We start from the raw sequence: 24,523 nt of genomic DNA on the forward strand, positions 1-24,523 counted from the left end.
GCCATACCCTTGGCCCCAGCCCGGCCCGTACCCCTGACCCTGGCCCCAGCCCTGCGCATCGGCCGCGAGCGTGCCGGCCGCGAGCAACGCGACCGCGACGACGATCGTGCGAGCCGTTATCATGTCGTCCTCCTGAGTTCCGGTCGGGACAAAGCTCCCGATCGACCGCAAGCGTCGCACAGGGCGGCTGATCCGGGTCTGACGCGGCCCGTCAGGCGCCCGTCAGGACGACGCGACGAGACTGCCGCGATGACCCTGCCCCGCCGATCCCTCGTCCTCGCCGGCCTCGCCCTTCTCACCGGTGCGTCTCCCGCCCTCGCCCAGCGCGGTGACGGTCCGCCGTGGGGCGGCGGCGGCCCGCCGCCCTGGGCCGGCCGCGGCCGCGGCGAAGGACGCTACGGGGAGGGGCGCGGCGAGGGCCGGCGGCGGCGCCAGCGCGGCGATCACGACTGCGCCCTCAAGGCGCTGTCCGAGGGCCGCGCCAAGCCGCTCTCCGAGCTCCTGCCGGTGATCGAGAAGGAGCTCGGCGGCCAGGCCATCGACGTCGAGCTCGAGCACTGCCACGGTCGCATCGTCTACGAGGTGAAGGCGCTTCGCCCCGACGGCAAGCTGGTCGAGGCGAAGGTCGACGCCCTGACCGGCAAGCCGGTCGCGGACGACGACTGAGGACGAGGACCGAAAGGACGACGAGCGATGCGCATCCTGGTGGTCGAGGACGAGCCCCGCATCGCCCGCGACATCGCCGCGGCGCTGACCGCCGCCGGCGGCGTCGTCGAGGTGGTCGCCGATGGCGAGGAGGCGTGGTTCAAGGGCGACACCGAGGACTACGCCCTGGTCGTCCTCGATCTCGGCCTGCCGCGGCTCGACGGCCTCGCCGTGCTCAAGCGCTGGCGCGCCAACCGCCGGCAGACGCCGGTGCTGATCCTCACGGCGCGCGGCACCTGGGCCGAGCGGGTCGAGGGCATCGACGCCGGCGCCGACGACTACCTGCCGAAGCCGTTCCGCATGGAGGAGCTGGTGGCGCGCGCCCGGGCCCTGATCCGCCGCTCCGCCGGCATCGGCACCGCCGTCATCACGGCCGGCCCGCTCACCGTCGATCCGCGCGACATGAAGGTGTTTTCCCGCGGCGTCCCGGTGAATCTCTCACCACTCGAGTATCGGCTGGTCGCCTATCTGGCGCTCCACCAGGATCGCGTCGTGCCGCCGCACGAGCTGATCGACCAGCTCTACGGCACCGACGACGCCCGCGACGCCAACGCGCTCGAGGCGCTGGTGATGCGGTTGCGGCGAAAGCTCGGCGCCGACGCCATCGAGACGCGGCGCGGCTTCGGCTATCGCATCGGCGAGGGCAAGGAGGCGACCTCGTGATCGCCGGCTCGCTCCGGCTCCGCCTGCTGGTCGCCGGAGCCGTGTCGATCCTGGTCGCGCTCGGGGTCGCCGCCTTCGGCCTGTCGGTGCTGTTCGAGCGCCATGCCGAGCGCGGCATGACCGACGAGCTCGTCGTGCTGCTCGACCGGCTCGCCGCCGGGATCGACCGCGATGCCGACGGCAAGCTCGCCGTCGCCGATCCGCCCGACGACCCCCGGTTCGAGAAGCCGCTGTCCGGCCTCTACTGGCAGGTGACGCGCGAGCCCGGCGGCCTCGTCGATCGCTCCCGCTCGCTGTGGGACTTCGAGCTGACGCCGCCGCAGGACGAGCCTGCGGAAGGCACCGTGCATCGCCACCGAATCGCCGGGCCGGGCGGCACGCAGCTGATGGCGGTCGAGCGCCGCATCGTCCTGCCGGCCCGGCTCGGCGGCGCCACGGTCCGCCTGGTGGTCGGCCGCGACGCCGCCGACCTCGCCACCGCCCGGGCCGAGTTCACCAGCGAATTGCTGCCGTTCCTGGCGCTGGTCGCGCTGCTCCTGGTGATCGCCTCGGCCGTGCAGGTGCGGGTCGGCCTCGCGCCCTTAGCCGCCGTGCAGGCGCGCCTCGCCGCGATCCGCTCCGGCCGCACCGAACGGCTCGGCATTGCTTTTCCGGACGAGGTGCGGCCGCTCGCCGCCGAGGTCGACGGGCTGCTCGTCCAGCGCGACCGCCAGGTCGAGACGGCGCGGGCGCGGGCCGCCGACCTCGCCCACGGGCTCAAGACGCCGCTGCAGGTGCTGGCCGGCGACATCGACCGGCTCAAGCAGAAGGGCGAGACGGCGATCGCGGCGGATCTCGACCTGGTCGGCGAGACGATGCGGCGCCATGTCGAGCGCGAGCTCGCCCGCGCCCGGCGCACCGCGGTCGCGGCCGATGCGGCAGCCCCGGTCGGCGCGGTGGCGCAGCGGGTCGTCGACGTCGTCCGCCGCACCCCGACCGGCGATGCGCTCGACTGGGAGGTCACGGTCGATCCGCAGCTCGCCGCCCGCATCGCGCCCGACGACCTCGCCGAGATCCTCGGCAATCTGCTCGACAACGCCGCCCGCCACGCCCGCGAGCGCGTCGCCATCACGGCGGCAATCGAGGACGGCGACGTGGTGCTGCGGGTGATCGACGACGGGCCCGGCATCCCGGCCGCCCTGGTGCCGCAGGCGCTGCGCCGCGGCGGCCGCATCGACTCCGGCCCCGGCACCGGGCTGGGCCTCGCCATCGCCAGCGACATCGCCGACGCCTGGAACGGGACGCTGCGGCTCGGCCCGACCGAGCCCGGCCGCATGACCGCGGCCGTCCGTCTGCCGCGGGCGGCGCCCCTGCAGGACGGCCGCTGACGGGAGCCTGACGGCGCGGGTCAGAAGCGCGTCAGCCGGCGCGTGCGACAAGGCTGCATTGTTCCTGAAGCAGATCGGGATTCCGCATCATGACCACGTCCATCGCCACGCCGCCCATCGCCACCGACAGATTTCGTTACGACACCTTCACCCAGGCCCTCCACTGGCTGACCCTGATCGCCGTCGCCGGCGCGTTCGTCAGTGGCCAGCTGATGGACGACATGCCGCGCGGCGCCGCCAAGGCGCAGCTCATCTCCACCCACATCTCGGTCGGCCTCCTGGTGCTGACCTTCACGGTGCTGCGCCTCGCGCGGCGCATCGCCGTGCCGCAGCCGGACCCGATCCCCGGCGCGCCGCTCGTCCAGATGGCCGCCAAGGCCATGCATCTGACGCTGTACCTCCTCTTGGTCATCGTGCCGATCGCCGGCATGGCGATGGTGTGGGCGAAGGGCCGCACGGTCGGCTTCTTCGGCCTGTTCACGCTGCCGCCGCTGATCGGGCCGGACCGCGACCTCGCGCACCGGCTCGGCGAGATGCACGAGATCGGCGCCAACCTGATCCTCGTCCTGGCCGGCGTGCACGCGGCGGCCGCCATCGTCCACCACACGATGCTGAAGGACGGCGCCATCGCCCGCATGCTGCCGTTCGGCACGTCGCGCCACGGCTGATCCGCGCCGCACCGACCGACGATCCAGGAGACGACCCATGACCGGACTCCCGTCCGGCCGGCGCACCGCGCCGGCCGCCCGCCGCCTCGTCCCCGCGCTTCAGGTGACCGCGGCCCTGCTGCTCGCCTGTGTCGCCGCGCCGGGCCTCGCCCAGCCGGGCGCCGCCCAGCGCGCCGTGCTCGACCGCACGATCGCCGAGGCCCGCACGGCCGATGCCGGCTTCGGGGCGTCGGCGGAGCGCGGCCGCGCCCTGTTCATGAGCAGCCCGGCCGCCGGCAAGCCCGACACGCCGTCCTGCACGTCGTGCCACACGACGAATCTCGCCCGCGCCGGCCAAGCGCGCGCCGGCAAGACGATCGAGCCGCTCGCCCCCTCGGTCGTGCCGACCCGCCTGTCGGATCCGGCCACCGTGGACAAGTGGCTCCGCCGGAACTGCCCCGACGTGCTCGGCCGCGAGTGCTCGGCCGCCGAGCGGGCGGATCTCGTCGCCTTCCTGATCGGCCAGTGACACCAGCTCCGGTTGATCGGTTCGTTGTCATTCCGGGGCGCGCCGAAGGCGCGAACCCGGAATCCAACGGCTGACTCCACGCGCTCGGCTGGATTCCGGGTTCGGCGCTGTGCGCCGCCCCGGAATGACTGCCCCGAGCCGATCAGCCGAATCACGCATGAGAGGACGATGATGTCGGACAAATGGATGTGGATCCTGCGCCCGTTGGTGCTGGTCGGTGCCCCCGCCGTGGTGCTCGTCACGCTCGCGAGCCCGCTGGTCGCCGACGGGCTGCGGCTGGACCCGGTGCGCGACCCGGTCGTGAAGGCGGAATGCGGCGCCTGCCATCTGGTCTATCCGGCCGGGCTACTGCCGGCGCGCTCGTGGCGGGCCATGACGGCGAACCTATCAAATCACTTCGGTGACAACGCCGCGCTCGACCAGGCGACCACCGACCGCATCGCCGCCTATCTCGCCGCCAACGCGGCCGACGCCGCCGGGCGCAACAGCAAGATGATGCGCAAGCTCTCGCCCGAGGTGACGCCGGCCCGCATCACCGAGCTGCCGTGGTGGACCCGCAAGCACGAGCGCAAGGACCGGGTCGCGCCGGCGACGCTCGCCCGCAAGGGCGCCAAGTTCCGCGGCGACTGCAAGGCCTGCCACGAGGACGCCGAGCAGGGCTGGTTCGACGAGGAGTGAGCGGGTTCGGCGGACCCGAGATTAGTTGCTGCCGCGCGTCCCCGCGAAGGCGCTACGGGATGCACACATCGCACGCCATGCATGAGAGCGTCATGCGCGGGTTTGACCCGCGCATCCATCGCCTTCGCCTGAAAGCACTCTCTCGCAGCGAGATGGGTCGCCGGGTCAAGCCCGGCGACGACGGCGGAGGGGGTAGCAGGCGTGTTTGCCCCTCACTGAAACTTCTCAGCTTTCTGAGATGTATGCATCCCGTAGCGCGAAGGCGGGAATGAGCGGAGTGTGGCTTTCGCTCCGCGCCGCGATCGCATACGGTCAGTTGCATGTGATCAGGTCGTCGGACAGCCGGAGCATGCCATGCCGATCGATCGTCGTGCCTTCCTCGCGTATGGGGCCGGGACCTCGCTCGGCCTGTTCGTCCAGGATCCTTTCGGCCGATCGCGTGCGATCGCCGGGCCGGTGATGGGCGGCAGCCTGCGGGTCGACCGGGTCGAGCGGTTCGCCATGCCGCTCGCCGTGCCGAAGGCGATGCCGCGCTCCGGCCCGAACACCTACCGGATCGCGGCGCGCCAGCAGCGCCAGCAGATGCTGCCGCCGCCCTTCGGCCGGACGACTCTCTGGTGCTACGGCGCCGAGGGCCACGACGACAGCTTCGCCTCGCCGGCCGCGACCATCGAGGCGACGCGCGGCACGCCGATCGAGATCACCTGGATCAACGACCTGATGACGGCGGAGCGGCGCTTCCGGCCGCATCTCCTGCCGGTCGACCCGACGCTGCACTGGGCCAATCCGGGCGGCCGCCGCGACACCCGCCCGACCTTCACGGCGACGCCGGGGCCGTACCGCGGACCGGTGCCGCTGGTCACCCACGTGCACGGCATGGAGGCCGTGGAGGATTGGAGCGACGGCTATCCGGAGGCGTGGGTGCTGCCCGACGCCGTCGACCTGCCCGAGGGCTTCGCGCCGGTCGGCACCTGGTACGACTTCTTCTGGGCGAAGTCGGGCCGCAGCGACTGGGGGGCGGGCCGCGTCACCTACCGCTATCCCAACAGCCAGCGCCCCGGGATGCTCTGGTATCACGACCACACCCTGGGCCTGACCCGGCTCAACGTCTATGCCGGCCTCGCCGGCCTCTATCTGATCCGCAGCGACGACCCGGCCGACCATCCGCGCGTCGCCGGGGACGGTACGACCGCGGTGCTGCCGGCAGGCGCGCTCGAGATCCCGCTCGCCATCACCGACCGCTCGTTCAACGCCGACGGCTCGCTCTACTACCCGGACAGCCGGCGGCTGTTCGACGGCTATGCCGGGCCGTTCATCCCGGCCTCCGACGTCGCTCCGATCTGGGTGCCGGAGTTCCTCGGCAACGTGATGGTGGTCAATGGCCGCGCCTGGCCGCGCTGCGAGGTGGAGCCGCGGCGCTATCGCCTGCGCGTCCTCAACGCCTGCAACGCGCGGGTCCTGATCCTGCGCTTCGCCGACCCCAAGGTGGAGGTCTGGCAGATCGGTACCGAGGGCGGTTTCCTGCGCGCGCCCGTGAAGCTGCGCGACGTGCTCCTGGCGCCGGCCGAGCGCGCCGATCTGATCGTCGACTTCTCGCGCCTCGCGCCGGGCAGCCGCGTCACGCTGCGCAATCTCGGGCCGGATGCGCCCTACAAGGGCGAGCCCGACGAGGATCCGGCCGAGCGCCGCAGCACCGGTCAGGTGATGCAGTTCCGCGTCGTTCCGGCGACCGGCCCGGACAACACCACGCCGCCGGCCCGCCTCGCCCTGCCGCCGATCGCGGCGCTGCCCGAGCCGGTGCGCGAGCGGGCGCTGGCGCTGGTCGAGCAGATGGCGCCGTCGCGCAAGGGCGAGGTGCCGCACGAGGCGGCGCTCGCCACCTTCGATCCCGGGCTCGGCCGCGACCGCGGCGTCACGCTGCGCCACTGGGCCGACCCGGTGACCGAGAACCCGGCGCCGGGCGACACCGAGGTCTGGGCGTTCCACAATCTCACCGGCGACGCGCATCCGATGCACGTCCACGACGTCCTGTTCCAGGTGGTCGACCGCCGCGCCCTCGACGACGAGACCGGCCGGCCCGAGGGTCCGGCGCGGCCGCCGCGACCCGAGGAGGACGGCTGGAAGGACACCGTGATCGCCCGGCCCGGCGAGGTGACGCGGGTGCGGATGCGGTTCGCGAAGGCCGGCCAGTTCGTCTGGCACTGCCACATGGTCGAGCACGAGGACAACGAGATGATGCGGCCGTTCCGGGTCGGCCCCGAGCAGCCCGGCGAGCCGCAGGACCACGGCGCCCCGAAGACCTGAGCCACACGGCCGTGCCTCAGTCGCGGGACACGGTCGGCGGCCCGAAGGGCAGGACCGCCCCCTCCGGCCAGGCGAACAGGTGGCTCGGGCAGCCGGCGCAGTCGCTCGAGCCGAAGCCCGGGACCGGCACGGGCAGGCCGCCGAGTTGCGCCGCGAGCGCGCACTCGTCACCGTCCGGCACGGCCCATACGGCGATCACTCGGCCCTTGGTGGTCAGCCGGTCGACATGCCAGCGCAGGGTCTTTCGCCGGCGCAGGTGGCGGGCGACGCGGGCCCGCAACCCGCCGGGGCCACGGGCCGAGCCGCAGTACAGATACCGCCCCGCCGACACCGACACGGCCGACCGGCCGGCGAGCCGTAAGACGAAAGGCTTATCCAACCGGATGGCTAGTACATAGGCACCCGCAACCGTCGGCAGCGCGGCCGCGGCGACGGCGGTTCGCGCTGCGGCCGTAGTGCGAGTCGCGGTTGTGCGCTGCGAGATCATCGAGCTTGGCGGGTCGCCACGGGTCGGCTTGTATGCATTATGCCACCGTAAGCTGCGGCCTGTGCATACCTTCCATTAATTGTGCATAGCACAAATTTGTATTGACTCGTACCGCCTCGGCGCGCTGGACTAGACATGCGCAATTGCACGGACTGGAAAATCGAGGAGGAATTTGCATGCGCCGTATGGGTGTAGCCTCCGCTAGCTCGCTGCCGTCCCTCATCATTCCCTGCCCGCGCTGTGCCCAGCGCATGTCCTACCGGTCGGTCAGCACGACCAAGGCCGAGCCCCGCATCCAGGACACCGTCTACGCCTGCGACCAGTGCGGCACCGAGGTGATCCGCACCAGCTTCCGCACCGTCGATCCCAAGCAGGCCGCGTGAACGAAGCCGCGTGAACGAGGCTGCCTGAACCGCGCGGCAGACCGCAGGCCGCCCGAGCGTTTCGCCAGCCGCCCCGACGCCGTTCCGATCCGACCGCGTCGGTTGTGCCCCGCCCCGCTATCCGACAACCGAGTCGCGTGCGCACCGCCCCCCGGGCGGACCCTTCGTCCTGCGTGCGCGAGCCCGTTCCGTGCGTGGCATTCGCCCGCCGGCGGGCGTAAGCTTCGCCTCGACCGGCCGTGAACCTCCCGTGCCGCCGCCGACACCAGGGAGAGTGCCAGGGAGGGTGCGATGTCCCGCAAGGTGATCGCCGTCGCCGCCGCCACGCTTGTCGCGCTGGCGGCCGTAGCCGTATCGGGCCCGGTCTGGTCGGCCCCGGCCGACCGCGACGGCAAGGCCGCGGCTCAACGCAGCCAATCGACCCCATCCAAGACGCAGAAAAAGAAATCGACCGACCGGCCGCCGGGTGCGCCGGTGCCCGGCCAGGCGACATCCGGCGCGGCGGCGCCCGTGAAGATCGACGTCGCCGCCATGCGGACCGCCCAGACCCGGCTCGCCGTGAAGCTGGTCGAGGCGCTGCAGAAGGAGACGCCGGAGGCCGCCAACCTGATGGTGTCGCCCGGCAGCCTCGCCATGGTGTCGGGCCTGATCGCGCTCGGCGCCGACGCCAAGCTCGAGGCGGCGCTCGCCCGCATGCTCGGCTTCACCGAGGCGCTCGGCTTCGCGGAGGCGGCATCGCCCCCGGCCGCGCCGGACAAGCCAACCGGCAAGGCGGAGAAACCCCGCAAGGGCGACAAGTCGAAAAAAACGGCCAAGGCGGGGCCGGCGCGGACGCTGCCGCCGCCGGTCGACTTCGCCTCGGTGCGCGCCATCACGGCCGCCGTCATGGCCGACAAGAGCATCGCCGACGTGCTGTCCGTCGCCGACGCGATCTGGATCGACCCGGCCATGACCCCGAAGGAGTCGGTGCTTGCCGCCGTCACGGCCGCCGGCGGCGAGGTGTTCCGCGATCCGCTCGGCAGCCCGGAATCGCTCGCCAAGATCAACGGCTGGGTCGGCGAGAAGACTCGCGGCCTGATCCCGGCGCTGCTCGACCGCGCGCCGGCAGATCCCGGGCTCGTCGCCGTCAACGCCCTCTATTTCAAGGACCGCTGGAAGACCGCCTTCGCGCCGGGCCGCACCCGGCCGGCGCCGTTCACCCGCGCCGACGGCTCGACCGTCGAGGTGCCGATGATGGCCGGCACGATCGACGGCACGCCGATGCGCAGCGACGACACCTTCGTCGCGGTCGAGCTCGGCTACCAGTCGCCGCGCTTCGGCCTGGTGCTCGTCACCTCGAAGGAGAAGCCGCTGCCCTCCTCGGGCTTCGCGCCCGTGGCCGACTGGCTGTCGGGGCGCGACTTCGCCGCCACGGCCGTCGAGGTGTCGCTGCCGCGGATCGCGCTCGACCAGCGCGCCGGGCTCCTGCCCGCCCTCGACGCGCTCGGGCTGAAGGAGGGACGCGCCTCGCCGACCGCGCTCGACGGCTTCGGCCCCGGCCAGCGCATCTCCGACGTGATCCAGAAGGCGGTGCTGAGGATCGACGAGACCGGTACCGAGGCGGCCGCCGCGACCGCGGTGCTCACCGTGCGCTCGGCGCTGCGCAACCAGAACCCGCGCGTCTTCTTCGACAAGCCGTTCTGGTTCGCGCTGCGCGACCGCGACACCGGGGTCGTGCTGCTGGCCGGCTATGTCGGCGACCCGTCCCGCGCCGTCGCGACCGCCGCGGCCGCACCGGCCCCCGAACCGACCGCGCCTCCGGCCGCGGCCCCGCCGGAGGGACCGCCCCCGGCCGTCGATCAGCCGACGCCCGAGGAGCCTGCCGCCGCCCCGCCTTCGCCGACGCAGGCACCGCCGATCGAGACGCCGGTGATCGAGGCCCCGGCACCCGCGGAGGCTGCCCCTCCGGCCGAGCCGGCGCCGCGCGCCGACGCGGCGCGCTGAATCGCGCCGCTACCGCAGCAGCACGGCGGCGACGGTCCGGCGCCACAGCGACGAGTCGCGCTGCGGCGTCGCCACCGGCTGGTTCGCCTTCTCCAGGGCCCGGATGGCGTCGATCGATTCCTTGCGGATGCGGCCGAGGTCGATCGATTCGGCAGCCGCGATCGTGTCCTTCAGCACGCCGGCGGTTCCCGCCGGCTGGGCGGCGAGCTCGTTGCGCAGGAGGGCGAGCAGCACGGGATCGCGCGCCGCGTTGGCGGCGAGCGTGAACTTCGCCATGCAGCCGACCGTCAGCCGGCCGGCGTCGGCGCGTTCCTCCGACCACGGCAGCAGCGCCACGATGCGGGCGAGCGGCGCCGCGTCGCCGGTGGCGAAATAGATGCCCCACAGCGTGTCGAGCACGTCCGGGCCGACGGCGAGCGCCGGCGTCTTGTCGGCCGGCTCGCCGAACCGGAACCAGCCGCGCATGCGCGTCCACACCGAGGCCGGCTCGTCCATGGCGAGGCGGGCGAGGGTGGGCATGCGATCGCTGACATAGGCCTGGATCATCGCGTCGTGGTGCGGGAAGCGGGCGGCGCTGCGGGCGAGCAGGCCCTTCCAGTCCGGATGTCCCGAATAGGCGATGGCGCGGACGATCACCCAGGACTCCTCCTGCGGGAACGGCACCATGGCGGCGATCAGCGCATCGGCGCGGGTGGGCTGCGCCGCGATCACGCCGGCCAGGAAGCCGACATGGAGCCCGGCCGCCTCGGGCCGCGCCAGCGCCCCGGTCCGGCTCGCCGCGCGGATCGCCGCGGGCACGCGGGCCGGCTCGGGCCGGGCCCGGTAGCCCTGGATGAAGTGCAGCACGGCGTCCGACGACGCGAACGCGTCGACGGCCTCGACGACGTCGCGCGGCGCCGGCTCCCCGGCCGCCGCGGGCAGCGGCAGCAGGAGCAAGCTCGCCAGCAGGACGGCGATCACTGATCTCATGTCTCGTCCCCTTCCCCCGCTCCGCCATCGACGATGGCGGCGCGGCACTCCCCCGGTCGCCTATCGAACAGACCGGCGGGGCGAATTCTGGGACGGGACGGGCCGATTCTTGGGCGTGTTCGGGGCGCGACACAGCGTGGCGCAACGGCCACAATCGGCGTCCGAACAGGCCGCCGACGGCGCGATAGCGCCGCCGAAGCACAGAATCAGGAGGCAGGTAAGGTGGAGGCGTCAGGCCGCCTTGAGCGAGCGCGCCCGGCTCTGGGTCAGCTCGACATAACGAGCGATGTCCTGGGCGCGGCCTTCGCGGCCGTCCATGGCGTCTGACCAGATCCGGCGGATCTCCGGCTCGTTTTCGTAATAGTTGATGCCGCGCCACTGGTTGAGACGGATGCTGCCGTCCGCCAGCCGGGTGGCTGAGAACAAGAGGCCGAGCTCGCCGAGCCGGTCCAGAAAGTCTTTGATCCTGAAGTCCGACATGGCACCTCGCTCCCCTGATTCGTCAGTGTGAGGCGTTTTCCCGGCCGGTCAATTTCCAACCACGGTTTTGACGCGATGTTCACCGTGAACAGCCGGGAGCTGTGGCGAGGGCGTCACACGCGCGGTGTCAGATGGCGGGGATTGTGTACATGACCCGACTCGCCGTGCCGCGCAGCAGCCGCCGGCTCGTGAGCCAGGGCGGTGGCGCGACCGGCGAGCCTCGTGCTAGGTGCAGCTTTGCGCCACCCCTCGTGGAACCCCTGATGTCCGAGACCCGCCTGAACCCCGCCCTCAAGGTCGCCCTCGACGTCGGCCCGCTGGTGCTGTTCTTCGCAGCCAATGCGAAATTCGGCATCTTCGCCGCGACCGGCACCTTCATGGTCGCGGTCCTGGCCGCGCTCGCCGTCTCCTATGCGCTGACCCGGCACCTGCCGGTGATGCCGGTCGTCTCGGCCGTCATCGTCACGGTGTTCGGCGGGCTGACGCTGGTGCTGCACGACGAGACGTTCATCAAGCTGAAGCCGACCCTGATCTACATGCTGTTCGCGATCGTGCTGGCGGTCGGCCTGTGGCGCGACCGGCCGCTGCTCGCGATGGTGTTCGACAGCGTGTTCGACCTGACCGAGGAGGGCTGGCGCAAGCTGACGGTGCGCTGGGCCGTGTTCTTCGTCGTCATGGCGGCCGTCAACGAGCTGGTCTGGCGCACGCAGAGCACCGACTTCTGGGTGAACTTCAAGCTGTTCGGCTTCGTGCCGCTGACCTTCCTGTTCGCCGTCGCGCAGGTGCGCCTCCTCGCCCGCCATGCCGCCGGCGAGGCCGGCAAGCCCGCCGCGCCGGCGACCGACACCCGCCCCGCGCCCTGATCGCCCCGGAGACCCCGATGCTGAAGTTCACCAAGGACCACGAGTGGCTGCGGCTCGACGGCGACGTCGCCGTCGTCGGCATCACGGACCACGCCCAGGAGCAGCTCGGCGACCTCGTCTTCGTCGAGCTGCCGGGGGTCGGCGCCGCCTTCGACCAGGGCGCCGCGGCCGCCGTCGTCGAGTCGGTGAAGGCCGCCTCCGACATCTACGCGCCGGTCGCCGGCGAGGTGACCGAGGTGAACGAGGCCGTGGTCGCCGAGCCGGGCCTGGTCAACTCGGATCCGGCCGGGCAGGGCTGGCTGTTCAAGATGACGATCACCGACAAGGCCCAGCTCGACGGGCTGTTGGACGAAGCCGGCTACAAGGCGCTGATCGCGGGCTGAGCGGCGCGGGCGCCTACGCCTGTCGTCCCGGGGCGCTGCGACAGCAGCGAGCCCGGGACCCATACGCACTGTGTTTCGTGAGCCACTTGCGCCGGGAGTATGGATTCCGGGCTCGGCCCTGCGGGCCGCCCCGGAATGACCGAGTCACTCCTCGATCCCGGCCACCGCCTTGGCGAAATCCTTCGCCGCGAAGGGCGACAGGTCGTCGACGCCCTCGCCGACGCCGATGAAGTGGACCGGCAGCCGGTACTTGGCCGCGACCGCGACGAGGATGCCGCCACGCGCGGTGCCGTCGAGCTTGGTCATCACGAGGCCGGTGACGCCGGCCGTCCTGGCGAACACCTCGACCTGCGACATCGCGTTCTGCCCGACCGTCGCGTCGAGGACGAGCAGCACGGCGTGCGGCGCCGTGGCGTCGACCTTGCGCATCACCCGGACGATCTTCTCGAGCTCGCCCATCAGGGTCGACTTGTTCTGCAGGCGCCCGGCCGTGTCGACGATCAGCACGTCGGCGTCCTGGCTGCGCGCCGTCTCCAGCGCCTCGTAGGCGAGGCTCGCGGCGTCGCCGCCCTGGGTGCCGGCGATCACCGGGCTCCTGGTGCGGGCGCCCCAGATCTTGATCTGCTCGATGGCGGCGGCCCGGAACGTGTCGCCGGCGGCGAGCACGACCTTACGGCCCTCCGCGGTGAGCCGCGCCGCGAGCTTGCCGATCGTCGTCGTCTTGCCCGAGCCGTTGACCCCGACCACCAGCACGACGAACGGCTTCTTGGCCGGATCGATCACCAAGGGCTTGGCGACCGGCGCCAGGATCGTCTCGACCTCGGCGGCCAGGATCGCCTTCACCTCCTCGGGCGTGACCTGCTTGTCGTAGCGCCCCTCGCCGACCTTGCCGGCGATGGCGATCGCCGTCTCCATGCCGAGATCGGCGCGGATCAGCGCCTCCTCCAGCTCCTCGACCACGGCGTGGTCGAGCTTGCGCTTGGTGACCAGATCGGCGATCGCCCCGCCGAGCGAGGCCGAGGTGCGCTTCAGCCCGGTGGAAAGCCGGCGCCACCACTGTCCCGGGGCGGTATTCTCGGTGTCTTCGGTGCTTTCGGTCATGTCGGCTGCCGTGATAGCGCTTTCGCCATGACACAGGAAGAGATGCTTGCGCGCGTCCTACACCGGGACGGGCTGATGATCGTGATCGACAAGCCGGCCGGCCTGCCCGTCCACAAGGGACCGAAGGGCGGCGAGAGCCTGGAAGAGTCGTTCGACGCGCTGCGCTTCGGCCTGCCGCGGGCGCCGGCGCTCGCCCACCGGCTCGACCGCGAGACCTCCGGCTGCCTGGTGCTCGGCCGCCACCGCAAGGCGCTCGCGCATCTCGGGCTGCTGTTCAAGCACGGCGAGGTGAAGAAGACCTACTGGGCCGTGGTCGAGGGCGGCCCGGAGGCCGACGAGGGCACCATCGACATCCCGCTCGGCCGGCTGGACGAGACCCGCGGCTGGTGGATGAAGCCGGACCCGAACGGCCTGCCTTCGGTCTCGACCTGGCGGGTGCTGGGGCGCAGCGGCGGGCCGGGAGCTACGGCTGCGCCGCACACCGGAGCGCTGACTTGGCTCGCGCTGTCGCCCTTGACCGGCCGCACCCACCAGCTGCGCGTGCACTGCGCCGCGATGGGCTTCCCGATCCGCGGCGACAACATCTATGGCAACGGCCCGCGCTTCGGCGGCCCCGGCCTGCATCTGCACGCCCGCGAAATCGTCGTGCCGCTGTCGAAGAACAAGCCGCCCGTGGGGGTGAGAGCGCCGGTGCCGTCGCATCTCGTCGCGGCGCTGACCGCCTGCGGCTGGCGCGGCGAGGCCGAGTCGCCCGACGCTCAGCCCTGACCGGCGCCGCCGCCGGTCGCGCGCCGTGGCACGGCGCCGAGCCTTTCCCGGGCGACGAGGAGCTGGGCCGCGACCGAGGCGGCGATGACGGCCGGCGTCTTGCCGCCGATCTCCGGCAGGCCGATCGGGCAGACGAGCCGGGCGATCGCTTCGTCGGAGAGGCCGAGCGCGCGCGCCTGCGAGGCGAACCTCGCCCGCTTGGTCGACGACCCGATCATGCCGACCAGATCGAACTTTTCGAGCGACAGCGCCCGGGTCGCCACGGCGTAGTCGATGGCGTGGGCGTGCGTCATCACCAGGACGAGCGCGCCCGCCGGCGCGTCGTCGACCTCCCGGTCCGGGGTCTCGCTGTGGACCGCGACCGCGTTCGCCGGCAGATGGCTCGGAAAGGCCTCGGCCCGGCTGTCGATCCAGCGCACCGCGAAGGGCAGCGGCGCCAGCGCCAGCACCAAAGCGCGGCCGACATGGCCGGCGCCGAACAACAGCACCGGCGTGAGCTCGTCGCCGAATTCTTCCAAGAACGGAGCGCCGGATTCCGGACGGCCCGGCTTCTGATCAGAGGCGGCCGAGGTCGGCGCCGACACGATTTCGCGTCTAACGCGACCATCGTCGCCGAGGCGGGCCATCACCGTGAACGCCCCGCCGCGCTCCGCCGCCGCCAGCGCCGCGATCGTCTCCTGATCACGTGCGTCGAACACTTCGGTGAGCGTCGTGACGACGCCGCCGCAGCACTGGGCGAGATCGGGCCCGAGCGTCCAGGTGCGGAATCGCGCCCGCGTCGCATCGGGGCTCGCCAGCGCCGCCGTAGTCTCGGCCAAGACCTCGTATTCCAGCCGGCCGCCGCCGATCGTGCCCCAGAATCCGCCGTCCGGCCGCGCGACCAGCCGCGCGCCGGCCTCGCGCGGCGACGAGCCCGCGACCCGCACGACGCTGACCAGCGCGGCGCGGCCGTGCTGCGCGATCGTCTCGGCGATACGGGCCCAGATCGCCATCGATGCTCCGCGACCCGATCAGCTCGGCCGCGCCAGCGCCGTACCGAGCGCCGCCGCCACGTCGAACGCGCCGATCGCCGTGACGATCGCCTCCGGCGTCGCCGGGGCGTCGAGACGCGCGCCAGCGCCCGGAGACGCCGCTTCGACCGCGTCGGCGAGGGCGCAGAACACCGAGATGGCGAGATTGAAGGGCGGCTCGCCGACCGCCTTGGAACGATAGATCGTCTCCTCGCGATTGGCCCCGTCGAACAGTGCGACGCGGAAGTCGGTCGGCACGTCGGACGCGACCGGAATCTTGTAGGTCGACGGCGCGTGGGTGAGCAGCCGCCCCTCGGCGTCGAACACCAGCTCCTCGGTGGTAAGCCAGCCCATCCCCTGGACGAAGCCGCCTTCGATCTGGCCGATGTCGAGCGCCGGATTGAGCGAGCGGCCGACGTCGTGGAGGATGTCGACGCGCAAAACCTTGTTCTCGCCCGTGGTAACGTCGATCAGCACCTCGCTGACCGCGGCGCCCCAGGCGTAATAGAAGAACGGATGGCCGGTGCCGCGGGCGCGATCCCAGTGCAGCTTCGGCGTCTTGTAGAAACCGGTCGACGACAGCGAGACGCGGCCGCAATGCGCCGCATGGGCGAGCTCGCCGAAACCGATGCGCTGATTGCCGATCTGCACGTGATCGTCGGCGAAGAGGATCTGCTCCTCCGGCACCTGCCAGTTGTCCGCCGCGAAGGCGACCATGCGGGCCTTGATGGTGCGGCACGCCGCCTGCACGGCCATGCCGTTGAGGTCGCTGCCCGACGAGGCCGCCGTCGGCGAGGTGTTGGGGACCTTCTCGGTCGAGGTCGGCGTGATGCGCACGCGATCGAGCCCGATGCCGAACTCTTCCGCCGCCACCTGCGCCACCTTCTGGAACAGCCCCTGCCCCATCTCGGTGCCGCCGTGATTCAGATGCACCGAGCCGTCCTGATAGACATGCACGAGCGCGCCGGCCTGGTTCATCGAGGCGAGCGTGAACGAGATGCCGAACTTCAGCGGCGTCAGCGCGAGGCCGCGCTTGAGGATCGGTGACGTCTCGTTGAACGCCGCGATCGCGGCGCGGCGCGCCCGATAGTCGGAGGTCCGCTCCAGCTCCTCGATCAGCGCCAGACCGACGTCGTGATCCTCGATCGTCTGCCCGTAGGGCGTGCGGTCGCGACCGGGCGCGTAGAAATTGGCTTTCCGGATGTCGAGCGGATCGCGGCCGAGTGACCAGGCGATGGCGTCGATCACCCGCTCGGCCGCCAGCATGCCCTGCGGGCCACCGAATCCGCGGAACGCCGTGTTGGAGACCGTGTGGGTCTTCACGCGGCGCGTGTCGATGCGGAAGGCGGGCAGATGATAGGTGTTGTCGGCGTGGAACATGGCGCGGTCGACGACGCCGGCCGAGCAGTCCGCCGACATGCCGCAGCGCGCCGCGAGCAGCAGGTCGAGCCCGGCGATGCGCCCGTCGTCGTCGAAGCCGACCGACCAGTCGGCGCGGAAATCGTGGCGCTTGCCCGTCATCATCATGTCGGCGTCGCGGTCGAGCCGCAGCTTGCACGGCCGGCCGGTGACGCGCGCCGCGAGCGCGGCGATCGCGGCCCACTGGCAGGCCTGCGTCTCCTTGCCGCCGAAGCCACCGCCCATGCGGCGGATCTCGCAGGTGACGAACGCGTCCGGCACGCCGAGCGTGCGCGCCACGATGTGCTGCACCTCGGTCGGGTGCTGGGTCGAGGAATGCACCAGCATGGCGCCGTCCTCGCCCGGAATGGCGAGCGCGATCTGGCCCTCCAGATAGAAGTGCTCCTGGCCGCCCATGCGCAGCGTGCCGGACGCGTTTCGCGGCGCCGCGGCGATGACGGCATCGACGTTGCCGCCGACGAACGCATAGTCGGGCAGGACGCGGGCGTCGGTGGCGAGCCCCTCGTCGATCGTGACGGCCGGTGGCGCCGGCGCGATCTCGATCATCGCGAGCGGCACGGCACGGCGCGCCGCATCGCGGCTCGTCGCCACCACGGCGAACAGCGGCTGACCGTGGAACTCGATCGTGTCGGTCGCGAAGATCGGCTCGTCGTCCATATGGGCGGCGACGCAGTTCTTGCCCGGGATGTCGGCCGCCGTGATCACGGCGACGACGCCGGGCGCGCTTTTCACGCGATCGAGATCGAGCGCCGTGAGCGTGCCGCGCGCCTTGGTGGCGCCGCCGACCGCGACGTGAAGCGTGCCGGCCGGCTCCGGCAGATCGTCGATATAGGGCGCCGCGCCCTGCACCTGCTTGACCGCGCTGTCGTGCGGCAGCGGCTTCCTGACGTGACGCAGCATGTCCTCGGGCTTTTCACGAAGCGACACGGCCGACCTCCCTCGGGCGCACGCGCGTGGTCGTCCCCGGCACGCCGGCGATCTCGGCCAGCGCCTTGATCACGGTGGTCTTGGCGACCTGCAGCCGATAGGCGGCGCTGCCGCGCTGGTCGGTGAGCGGGGTGAAGTCGGCGCCGATATTGTCCGCCGCCGCGCGCCAGGTCGCGGGATCGGCGAGCGGGGCGCCGGCGAGCGCCTGCTCCACCGCCGTGGCGCGCTGCGGCACGCCGGCCATGCCGCCGAAGGCGATCCGGGCGGACGCGATCTGATCACCTCGCAGCGTGATCGCGAAGGCGCCCATCACGGCCGAGATATCCTCGTCCATGCGCTTGGTGATCTTGAACACGCGCAGCCGCGTGTCGGCGGCCGGCTTCGGCACCACCAGACGGCGGACGAACTCGCCCTTCTCGCGGTCCTGCTTGCCATAGGCGATGAAGAACTTTTCCACCGGCAGCGTGCGGACGCGGTCGCCCTTGCGCAGCTCCACGGTGGCGCCGAGCGCGATCAGCACCGGCGCGAGATCGCCGATCGGCGAGCCGTTGGCGATGTTGCCGCCGACCGTGCCCGAGCTGCGCACCTGGGTCGAGCCGAACCGGCGCATCAGCTCGTCGACGTCGGGGTCGAGCCCGCCGAGCAGCGGCTTGGCCCGCGCGAGCGGCAGCGCCGCGCCGAGCGTCAGCGTCTCGGCCGTGTCGGCGACGGCATCGAGCCCGGCGACGCGGCCGACATGGACGATCTTGGGCAGCGCGGCGAGCTTCTTGGTGACCCACAGGCCGACATCGGTGGCGCCCGCCACGATGGTCGCATCCGGGTGCTGCTCCAGCAGCGCGGCGAGGGAGTCTTCGCTCGCCGGTGCGGCGAAGAACGAGGTCTCGTCCCCGACGAAGACGTCCTGGCCGTCATCGAGCTCGCGCAAGCGCGCGAGACGCTCCGCCGCGGTGCGGGCGAAGCGGTCGGCGGCCGGCGCGGCGAGGCTCGCCGTCGCGGCGTCGACGATCGGGCGGTAGCCCGTGCAGCGGCAGAGGTTTCCCGCCAGGACCTCGTCGATCTCGTCACGCGACGGCGCGCGGTCGCGCGGCCCCGTCTCGGACACGCGGTGGTAGTGGGCGAACAGGCTCATCACGATGCCGGGTGTGCAGAAGCCGCATTGCGAGCCGTGGCCCTGCGCCAGCGCCGCCTGCACCGGGTGCAGGGCGCCCACCTCGTCGGCCAGATCCTCCACCGTGATCAGCTCGGCGCCGTCGATCTGGCCCAGGAAGGCGATGCAGGAGTTGACCGGCTCGTAGACGACGCGATCGCCGCGACGGCGCGCCAGCACCACCGTGCAGGCGCCGCAGTCGCCCTCGGCACACGCCTCCTTGGTGCCGGTCGAGCGTTCGTCCAAACGCAACCAGTCGAGCACCGTGGTGCGCGGCGCGAAACCGCGCAGCCGAAGAACCCGCCCGCGGCGGATGATCTGGATACAGTCTCGCGACATGACTCCTCCGGGAAGCCGCGAATCATACGAGATCGAAACTCGCTTCGGTAGCGGCGAGTTTACGCAGCCGCCGCCCAGCCGGCAGGCAGGAGGCGGTGACCGGCGGTGCGGGTGCATATGCAAAGCCTGTGGATCGGCGGCGTGGTTCCCTCTCCCCGCACGCGGGGAGAGGGTGGCTCGGACCGAAGGTTCGAGACGGGTGAGGGGCGTTTCCGTAAGGCTCAGACTCGCGGCGACGCCCCCTCACCCGGTATCCGCGCTGGACGCGCGGACACCGACCTCTCCCCCGCACGCGGGGAGAGGTCACGGCGAGGCTCGCGGCGAGGTCGCACGCTCGCGCCCGGCGCGCGGCGAGGTCCCGCCGTTGCGCCGGAATCCGGATCGGGGTAAGCCTCGCGACCGGTCCCGCGCGGCCGCCCGATCCCTCCGGCCGCGGCTTTTCCCGCATCCGGAGCGTCCTATGTCCGACTACGATCTTTCCATCCGCGGCGGCACCGTCGTGACGGCGAGCGACACGGTGCGGGCCGATGTCGGCATCCGCGGCGGCCGCATCGTCGCGGTCGCCGAGCGGATCGAGGGCGCGGCGCGCGAGATCGACGCCTCCGGCCTCCTGGTCATGCCGGGCGGCATCGACAGCCACGTCCACCTCGCCCAGCCGACCTTCGGCGGGCCGAAGATGTCGGACGACTTCTTGACCGGCACCCGCGCCGCGATCGCCGGCGGCACCACGACGGTGCTGCCCTTCGCGATGCAGCCGCGCGGCGCCGGCCTGCGCGCCGTCGTCCAGGAGTATCACCAGGAGGCCGACGGCAAGGCCTATTGCGACTACGGCTTCCATCTGATCATCACCAACCCGTCGCCGTCCGTGCTCGGCCAGGAGCTGCCGGCGCTGGTCGGCGACGGCTACACCTCGTTCAAGGTGTTCATGACCTACGACGACATGGTCCTGAACGACCGCGAGCTCCTGGAGGTGTTCGAGTGCGCGCGCGGCTGCCGGGCGCTCGTGATGGTCCACGCCGAAGGCTACGACGCCATCAAGTTCATGACCGAGCGGCTGGAGCGGGCCGGCAAGACGGCGCCCTATTATCACGGCGTGTCGCGGCCCGAGATCGTCGAGCGCGAGGCGGCGCACCGCGCCATCAGCCACGCCGAGCTGACCGACGTGCCGATCATGATCGTCCACGTCTCCGGCCGCGAGGCGATGGAGCAGATCCGCTGGGCCCAGAACCGCGGCATGAAGGTCTACGGCGAGACCTGCCCGCAATACATCGCGCTGACGGCCGACGACATGAAGGGCCTCAACATGGACGAGAGCGGCGGCAAGTATGTCTGCTCGCCGCCACCGCGCGACCATGCGAGCCAGGAGGCGATCTGGCAAGGCCTCACGGCGGGCGTGTTCCAGACCTTCTCGTCCGACCACTGCCCGTTCATGGACGGCGTCGACGGCAAGCGCAGCCCGAAGGCCAAGACCTCGTTCAAGTGGGTGCCGAACGGCATCCCGGGCGTCGAGACCCGCATGGCGGTGCTGTGGGGCTTGGGCGTTGCCCAAGGGCGAATTGGCATGAACGAGTTCGTCGCGTTGACCTCGACCAACCACGCCAAGATGTACGGGCTCTATCCGAAGAAGGGCTCGATCGCGCCCGGCTTCGACGCCGACATCGTGCTGTGGGATCCAGCCCGCAAGGAGACGATCCGCCAGGCGCTGATGCACGGAGCCTGCGACTACACGCCCTACGAGGGCCTCGCCGTGACGGGCTGGCCCGTGATGACGATCCTCAAGGGCAAGCCGGTGTGCGAGGAGGGCAGGATCCTCGGCGCGCCCGGCGACGGCGCCTTCCTCAAGCGCGGCATCTCGCCCTACGCGTCGAAGTGAGCTTGGTCGCGGCTCAGCGCGAGCCGCTGGCCGTAACCCTCTCCCTGAGGGAGAGGGTCGATCGCGAGCAAAGCTCGCGACCGGGGTGAGGGTTTACGGCGCCAGTTGGCTGGCCTCGGCACCCCCTCACCCGGATCTCGCGCATTTGCGCGAGATCCGACCTCTCCCCGCTGGGGAGAGGTGAAGCACGGCAACCTCACCCCAATCCCCCGGCCCTGATCACGAACGCCTCCACCGTGTCGACGCCCTCGCCCGTCTTCATGTTGGTGAAGACGAACGGCCGCTCGCCGCGCATTCGCTTGGCGTCGCGTTCCATGTTGGAGAGCGAGGCGCCGACATGCGGGGCGAGGTCGATCTTGTTGATCACCAGAAGGTCCGAGCGGGTGATGCCCGGCCCGCCCTTGGACGGAATCTTCTCTCCGGCCGCGACGTCGATCACGTAGATCGTCAGATCGGCGAGTTCGGGAGAAAACGTGGCGGCGAGGTTGTCGCCGCCCGATTCGACCAGAACCAGATCGAGATCGGGAAACTTCGCGCGCATCTCGGCGATGGCGGCGAGGTTCATCGAGGCGTCCTCGCGGATCGCCGTGTGCGGGCAGCCGCCGGTCTCGACGCCGGCGATGCGCTCCGGGGCGAGCGCGCCCGAGCGGACCAGATATTCGGCATCCCACTTGGTGTAGATGTCGTTGGTGATCGCCGCGATGTCGAATTTTTCACGCAGCCGCTTGCAGAGCGTGTCCATCAGCGCGGTCTTGCCGGATCCGACCGGCCCGCCGACGCCGACCCGCAGGGGACCGTTTGGACTGGGCTGAATCATGGCGAAACCTCGGATGTTAGTCTGGACGGAATACATGGACTGTGTCTCTCCGCCCTCATTCTGAGGAGCGGACCGCAGGTCGGCGTCTCGAAGGACGAGGGTGGCCCGGGCGGCTCATGGTTCGAGACGCGCTCTTCGAGCGCTCCTCACCATGAGGCCGTGAGAGGTGGTGCGGCTGTTCATTTTTATCACGACCGGAACAGCCGGGTGTACTGGGTCTCGTGCCGCATCGAGGCGATGTCGGCCCGGAACGCGGCGCTGCCGATGTCGTCGAGCGGCGTTTCAACAGCGCGCGCGCAGGTCCCGGCGGCGAGCGGCTCCAGCGCGGCGAGCACGCGCTGGCCGTCGGTCTGGCCGAGCGGCACGAGGCGCACCCCGGCCGAGATCAGGTTCGCCACCAGCGCATGGACGAAGGCGTGCAGGGCGGGCTCGCGGGCGATGCCGTGACCGGCCGTCGCGACCGCCACGGCGATCGGATAGGCGACGTGACCGTCCGGTCCGAGCGGCAGCCGGTCGAGGGCCGCGCAATGCCAGGCCGAGCGGATCGCCGCGACGAAGGCTTTTCCTTGAGTCGTGGTCTCCAGGAAGCGTTCGCGCGAGGGGACCAGCGCCAAGGCCAGCTCGGCCGTCTCGGCGAGCCCCGCCACGTCGTTCGCCACGGTGGCGCGATGCGCATGGGCGAACAGCGCGGCGTCGCAGAACAGGCCGCCATCGCGCAGCATCGCGGCGAGCCAGCGCCGCAGCGTTTCGGCGTCGCGGATGTCGCCCGCCTCGACGGCCCATTCGAGCCCGCTCGAATAGGCGAAGGCGCCGACCGGGAAGGACGGCGACATCCAGGCGAGCAGCCGCCACAGCGCCCCCGCCGACACGGTGCCGGCGGGTTCAGTCATGCCGATGGGGTTGGCCATGACCATGGCGGTGGCCATGATCGTGACCATGCGCATGGTCGTGATCATGATGATGATCATGATCGTGGTGATGATGATCGTGAGCGTGGTCGGCGCCGGTGTGACCATGCCCATGCCCGCCCGGCGCATAGGCGCCCGACTCGGGATCGAACGCCGCGTCGACCGGCGTGAGCGTCGCGCCGAGCCCGCGGAGCATGTCCTCCAGGACGTGGTCGCGGCGGATGCGCAGGCGGTCGCCGACGATCTGCACCTCGGTGTGGCGGTTGCCGATGTGCCAGGCGAGCCGCGCCAGCGCGGCCGGGCTCGCCGCAGCCACCTCGATCAGCGCCTCCGGTCGCGCCGCGACCAGCACGACGCGCCCGTCCTCGAGCAGCAGGCCGTCGCCGTCGAGAAGCCGCGTCGCCTCGGGCAGATCGAGCAGGAAGGCGGTGCCGTTCTCCCCCGTCATCACGAGACGGCGACGATGGCGGTCGCCGGCGTCGAGCAGGACACGGTCGGCGACCGTGTCCGGCGGCACCGTCCCGCGCGGCATTACAGCGGTGGCTCGCAGCATTCCATCCTCACGATCCGCGGCTTCGCGTTCCGCGGCTCTCGTACCACTTTTCATACCAAAGCCGCCGGACAGATCTGCGTTTTCCCCGGATCGCTCGTCGATTAGGCAGCGTGATAGCGTTTCGGGCGACGTCCGCGAGTTTCGTTCGACGCCCCCGCCAGACGTTCCCCTGTTTCTGTGCCACCCATAGCCATCGGGGAATGCGATGAACAGTCTTCTCGACACCACCCGTCTGTCCCGCCGCTCCGTCCTGGCCGGCACCGCGGCCACGGTCTTCGTCGGCTCGCGGGCCCGCGCCGCCGACTACACCTGGCGGCTCGGCCTCAGCCAGCCGGTCGACAGCCCCAACTTCATCCGCCTGAAGGAGATGACCGAGCGGGTCCGCACCGAGACGGGCGGACGGCTCGACATCTCCATGCACGGCGGCGGCGTGCTCGGGTCCGACACCAAGATGCTCGCCATGCTGCAGAGCGGCGAGCTCGAGATGTACAACGCCGGCAACGTGCTCGGGCCGATCGTTCCGGTCACCGAGATGCCCGGCCTGCCGTTCACGTTCAAGAGCCCAGCCGAGGTCTTCAAGGCGCTCGACGGCGATCTCGGCGACTACATCCGGGCGGAGCTCCTGGCCAAGGGCATCCACGCGTTCCGCTGGGGCGGCGACAACGGCTTCCACCATCTCACGACGAGCACCAAGCCGATCCGCACCGTCGAGGATCTCGCCGGCATGACCATGCGCGCGCCGGTGCAGGAGATGACGGTCGACTTCTTCCAGGCGCTCGGCGCCGTGCCGAAGAAGTTCCCGCTCAGCCAGCTCTACCAGGTGCTCAAGGACAAGACCTGCGACGCCCAGACCGACCCGCTGTTCCTGATCGTGCTGATGCGGCTCTACGAGGTGCAGACCTATCTCAGTCTCACCAACCATTGGTGGTCCGGCTTCACCTTCACGGTCAATGCGGCCGCCTGGAACAAGCTGCCGGACGACCTCAAGGCGGTGGTGGATCGGAACGTGAGGATCAGCGCGCTCGCCCAACGCCAGGACGTCGAGAAGGCGACCGCCGAAGCGATCGGGATCCTTCAGGCCAAGGGCATGATCGTCAACCAGTGCGACGTCTCCGGCTTCAAGAGGCCGCTCGGCGCCTTCTATGCCAAGTGGAAAGGCGTCTACGGCAGCAAGGCGTGGTCGCTGCTGGAGGCGCATGTCGGCAAGCTGACCTGAGAAC

Annotated in this window: 24 protein-coding genes; 14 read left to right on the forward strand and 10 right to left on the reverse strand. The window is 71.2% G+C overall.

What is annotated here, in order from left to right:
* The first annotated feature begins 249 nt into the window (after positions 1–249).
* The 7 genes from CCR97_RS21865 to CCR97_RS21895 all read left to right on the forward strand — a co-directional run bounded on the left by CCR97_RS21865 (position 250) and on the right by CCR97_RS21895 (position 6,893).
* A complete protein-coding gene (locus CCR97_RS21865; RefSeq protein ID WP_201159846.1) occupies positions 250–666 on the forward strand; it encodes a PepSY domain-containing protein in 417 nt (138 codons plus the stop codon).
* 27 nt (positions 667–693) lie between these two features.
* Positions 694–1,368, forward strand: a complete 675-nt coding sequence (locus tag CCR97_RS21870) for a response regulator transcription factor (protein ID WP_111360158.1) — start codon at positions 694–696, stop codon at positions 1,366–1,368.
* Positions 1,365–2,735 (forward strand): sensor histidine kinase, encoded by a 1,371-nt coding sequence (locus CCR97_RS21875; protein ID WP_111360157.1) that lies wholly within the window; start codon positions 1,365–1,367, stop codon positions 2,733–2,735. Before CCR97_RS21870 ends, CCR97_RS21875 begins: the two co-directional genes overlap by 4 nt.
* An 89-nt stretch (positions 2,736–2,824) precedes the next feature.
* Positions 2,825–3,403 (forward strand): cytochrome b, encoded by a 579-nt coding sequence (locus CCR97_RS21880; RefSeq protein WP_111360156.1) that lies wholly within the window; start codon positions 2,825–2,827, stop codon positions 3,401–3,403.
* A gap of 37 nt (positions 3,404–3,440) precedes the next feature.
* Positions 3,441–3,911, forward strand: a complete 471-nt coding sequence (locus CCR97_RS21885; RefSeq protein WP_201159847.1) for a DUF1924 domain-containing protein — start codon at positions 3,441–3,443, stop codon at positions 3,909–3,911.
* Between the two features lie 168 nt (positions 3,912–4,079).
* Positions 4,080–4,589 (forward strand): cytochrome C, encoded by a 510-nt coding sequence (locus CCR97_RS21890; RefSeq protein ID WP_111360723.1) that lies wholly within the window; start codon positions 4,080–4,082, stop codon positions 4,587–4,589.
* A 354-nt stretch (positions 4,590–4,943) separates the two neighbouring features.
* Positions 4,944–6,893, forward strand: coding sequence for a multicopper oxidase family protein (locus CCR97_RS21895; RefSeq protein ID WP_111359378.1), 1,950 nt, complete (start codon positions 4,944–4,946; stop codon positions 6,891–6,893).
* Positions 6,894–6,909: 16 nt separating this feature from the next.
* Here the strand turns inward: CCR97_RS21895 and CCR97_RS21900 are convergent, their stop codons facing one another.
* Positions 6,910–7,272, reverse strand: a complete 363-nt coding sequence (locus tag CCR97_RS21900; protein WP_244670606.1) for a GIY-YIG nuclease family protein — start codon at positions 7,270–7,272, stop codon at positions 6,910–6,912.
* A 359-nt stretch (positions 7,273–7,631) separates the two neighbouring features.
* On the opposite strand from CCR97_RS21900, the gene CCR97_RS32150 reads away from it, so the two are divergent.
* Together CCR97_RS32150 and CCR97_RS21905 are read left to right on the forward strand one after the other, a co-directional pair.
* Entirely contained in the window at positions 7,632–7,763 is a 132-nt protein-coding gene (locus CCR97_RS32150; RefSeq protein WP_274611545.1) for a hypothetical protein, read from the forward strand.
* Between the two features lie 291 nt (positions 7,764–8,054).
* Positions 8,055–9,746 carry a serpin family protein gene (locus tag CCR97_RS21905; RefSeq protein WP_111359376.1) on the forward strand — a complete coding sequence of 564 codons (1,692 nt, stop codon included), beginning with the start codon at positions 8,055–8,057 and terminating at the stop codon, positions 9,744–9,746.
* Between the two features lie 9 nt (positions 9,747–9,755).
* Here the strand turns inward: CCR97_RS21905 and CCR97_RS21910 are convergent, their stop codons facing one another.
* Both CCR97_RS21910 and CCR97_RS21915 read right to left on the reverse strand, forming a co-directional pair.
* The gene (locus CCR97_RS21910) at positions 9,756–10,715 is read right to left on the reverse strand and encodes a hypothetical protein (RefSeq protein ID WP_201159848.1); all 960 of its coding nucleotides are present in this window, start codon (positions 10,713–10,715) and stop codon (positions 9,756–9,758) included.
* A 231-nt stretch (positions 10,716–10,946) separates the two neighbouring features.
* On the reverse strand, positions 10,947–11,195 hold the full coding sequence (locus tag CCR97_RS21915) for a hypothetical protein (protein WP_111360682.1): 249 nt from the start codon (positions 11,193–11,195) through the stop codon (positions 10,947–10,949).
* Positions 11,196–11,458: 263 nt separating this feature from the next.
* Here CCR97_RS21915 and CCR97_RS21920 point away from each other — a divergent pair, with 263 nt between their 5' ends.
* Both CCR97_RS21920 and gcvH read left to right on the forward strand, forming a co-directional pair.
* Positions 11,459–12,058: a septation protein A gene (locus CCR97_RS21920; RefSeq protein ID WP_111360683.1), complete on the forward strand. Its 600-nt coding sequence runs from the start codon at positions 11,459–11,461 to the stop codon at positions 12,056–12,058.
* Positions 12,059–12,075: 17 nt separating this feature from the next.
* Positions 12,076–12,441 carry a glycine cleavage system protein GcvH gene (gene gcvH, locus CCR97_RS21925; RefSeq protein ID WP_201159849.1) on the forward strand — a complete coding sequence of 122 codons (366 nt, stop codon included), beginning with the start codon at positions 12,076–12,078 and terminating at the stop codon, positions 12,439–12,441.
* A 144-nt stretch (positions 12,442–12,585) separates the two neighbouring features.
* Here gcvH and ftsY read toward each other — a convergent pair whose 3' ends face one another.
* Positions 12,586–13,542, reverse strand: coding sequence for a signal recognition particle-docking protein FtsY (gene ftsY / locus CCR97_RS21930; protein ID WP_111358918.1), 957 nt, complete (start codon positions 13,540–13,542; stop codon positions 12,586–12,588).
* Positions 13,543–13,569: 27 nt separating this feature from the next.
* Here ftsY and CCR97_RS21935 point away from each other — a divergent pair, with 27 nt between their 5' ends.
* Complete coding sequence (locus CCR97_RS21935; RefSeq protein WP_111358917.1) at positions 13,570–14,310, forward strand: RluA family pseudouridine synthase; 741 nt, start codon at positions 13,570–13,572, stop codon at positions 14,308–14,310.
* On the opposite strand, the gene xdhC is transcribed toward CCR97_RS21935, so the two are convergent.
* Genes xdhC through xdhA form a run of 3 tightly spaced genes read right to left on the reverse strand, consistent with a single transcriptional unit; the run spans position 14,301 to position 19,152 of the window.
* Entirely contained in the window at positions 14,301–15,302 is a 1,002-nt protein-coding gene (gene xdhC, locus CCR97_RS21940) for a xanthine dehydrogenase accessory protein XdhC (protein WP_111358916.1), read from the reverse strand. The genes CCR97_RS21935 and xdhC overlap by 10 nt on opposite strands.
* An 18-nt stretch (positions 15,303–15,320) precedes the next feature.
* Positions 15,321–17,639, reverse strand: a complete 2,319-nt coding sequence (xdhB, locus tag CCR97_RS21945) for a xanthine dehydrogenase molybdopterin binding subunit (RefSeq protein WP_111358915.1) — start codon at positions 17,637–17,639, stop codon at positions 15,321–15,323.
* 13 nt (positions 17,640–17,652) lie between these two features.
* Positions 17,653–19,152 (reverse strand): xanthine dehydrogenase small subunit, encoded by a 1,500-nt coding sequence (gene xdhA / locus CCR97_RS21950; RefSeq protein WP_111358914.1) that lies wholly within the window; start codon positions 19,150–19,152, stop codon positions 17,653–17,655.
* A 460-nt stretch (positions 19,153–19,612) separates the two neighbouring features.
* Between xdhA and hydA the strand changes: the two genes are divergently transcribed.
* On the forward strand, positions 19,613–21,025 hold the full coding sequence (gene hydA, locus CCR97_RS21955; RefSeq protein WP_201159850.1) for a dihydropyrimidinase: 1,413 nt from the start codon (positions 19,613–19,615) through the stop codon (positions 21,023–21,025).
* A 196-nt stretch (positions 21,026–21,221) separates the two neighbouring features.
* Here hydA and ureG read toward each other — a convergent pair whose 3' ends face one another.
* The 3 genes from ureG to CCR97_RS21970 all read right to left on the reverse strand — a co-directional run bounded on the left by ureG (position 21,222) and on the right by CCR97_RS21970 (position 23,357).
* A complete protein-coding gene (ureG, locus tag CCR97_RS21960) occupies positions 21,222–21,842 on the reverse strand; it encodes an urease accessory protein UreG (protein ID WP_201159851.1) in 621 nt (206 codons plus the stop codon).
* A 188-nt stretch (positions 21,843–22,030) separates the two neighbouring features.
* Positions 22,031–22,756, reverse strand: a complete 726-nt coding sequence (locus CCR97_RS21965) for an urease accessory protein UreF (RefSeq protein WP_420826092.1) — start codon at positions 22,754–22,756, stop codon at positions 22,031–22,033.
* Positions 22,725–23,357 (reverse strand): urease accessory protein UreE, encoded by a 633-nt coding sequence (locus tag CCR97_RS21970; RefSeq protein ID WP_338049126.1) that lies wholly within the window; start codon positions 23,355–23,357, stop codon positions 22,725–22,727. Before CCR97_RS21970 ends, CCR97_RS21965 begins: the two co-directional genes overlap by 32 nt.
* Before the next feature lie 151 nt (positions 23,358–23,508).
* Between CCR97_RS21970 and CCR97_RS21975 the strand changes: the two genes are divergently transcribed.
* Complete coding sequence (locus CCR97_RS21975) at positions 23,509–24,519, forward strand: TRAP transporter substrate-binding protein (protein ID WP_111358968.1); 1,011 nt, start codon at positions 23,509–23,511, stop codon at positions 24,517–24,519.
* The last annotated feature ends 4 nt before the right edge of the window (positions 24,520–24,523 follow it).

It is taken from the genome of Rhodoplanes elegans, from assembly GCF_016653355.1.
Lineage (GTDB): Bacteria > Pseudomonadota > Alphaproteobacteria > Rhizobiales > Xanthobacteraceae > Rhodoplanes > Rhodoplanes elegans.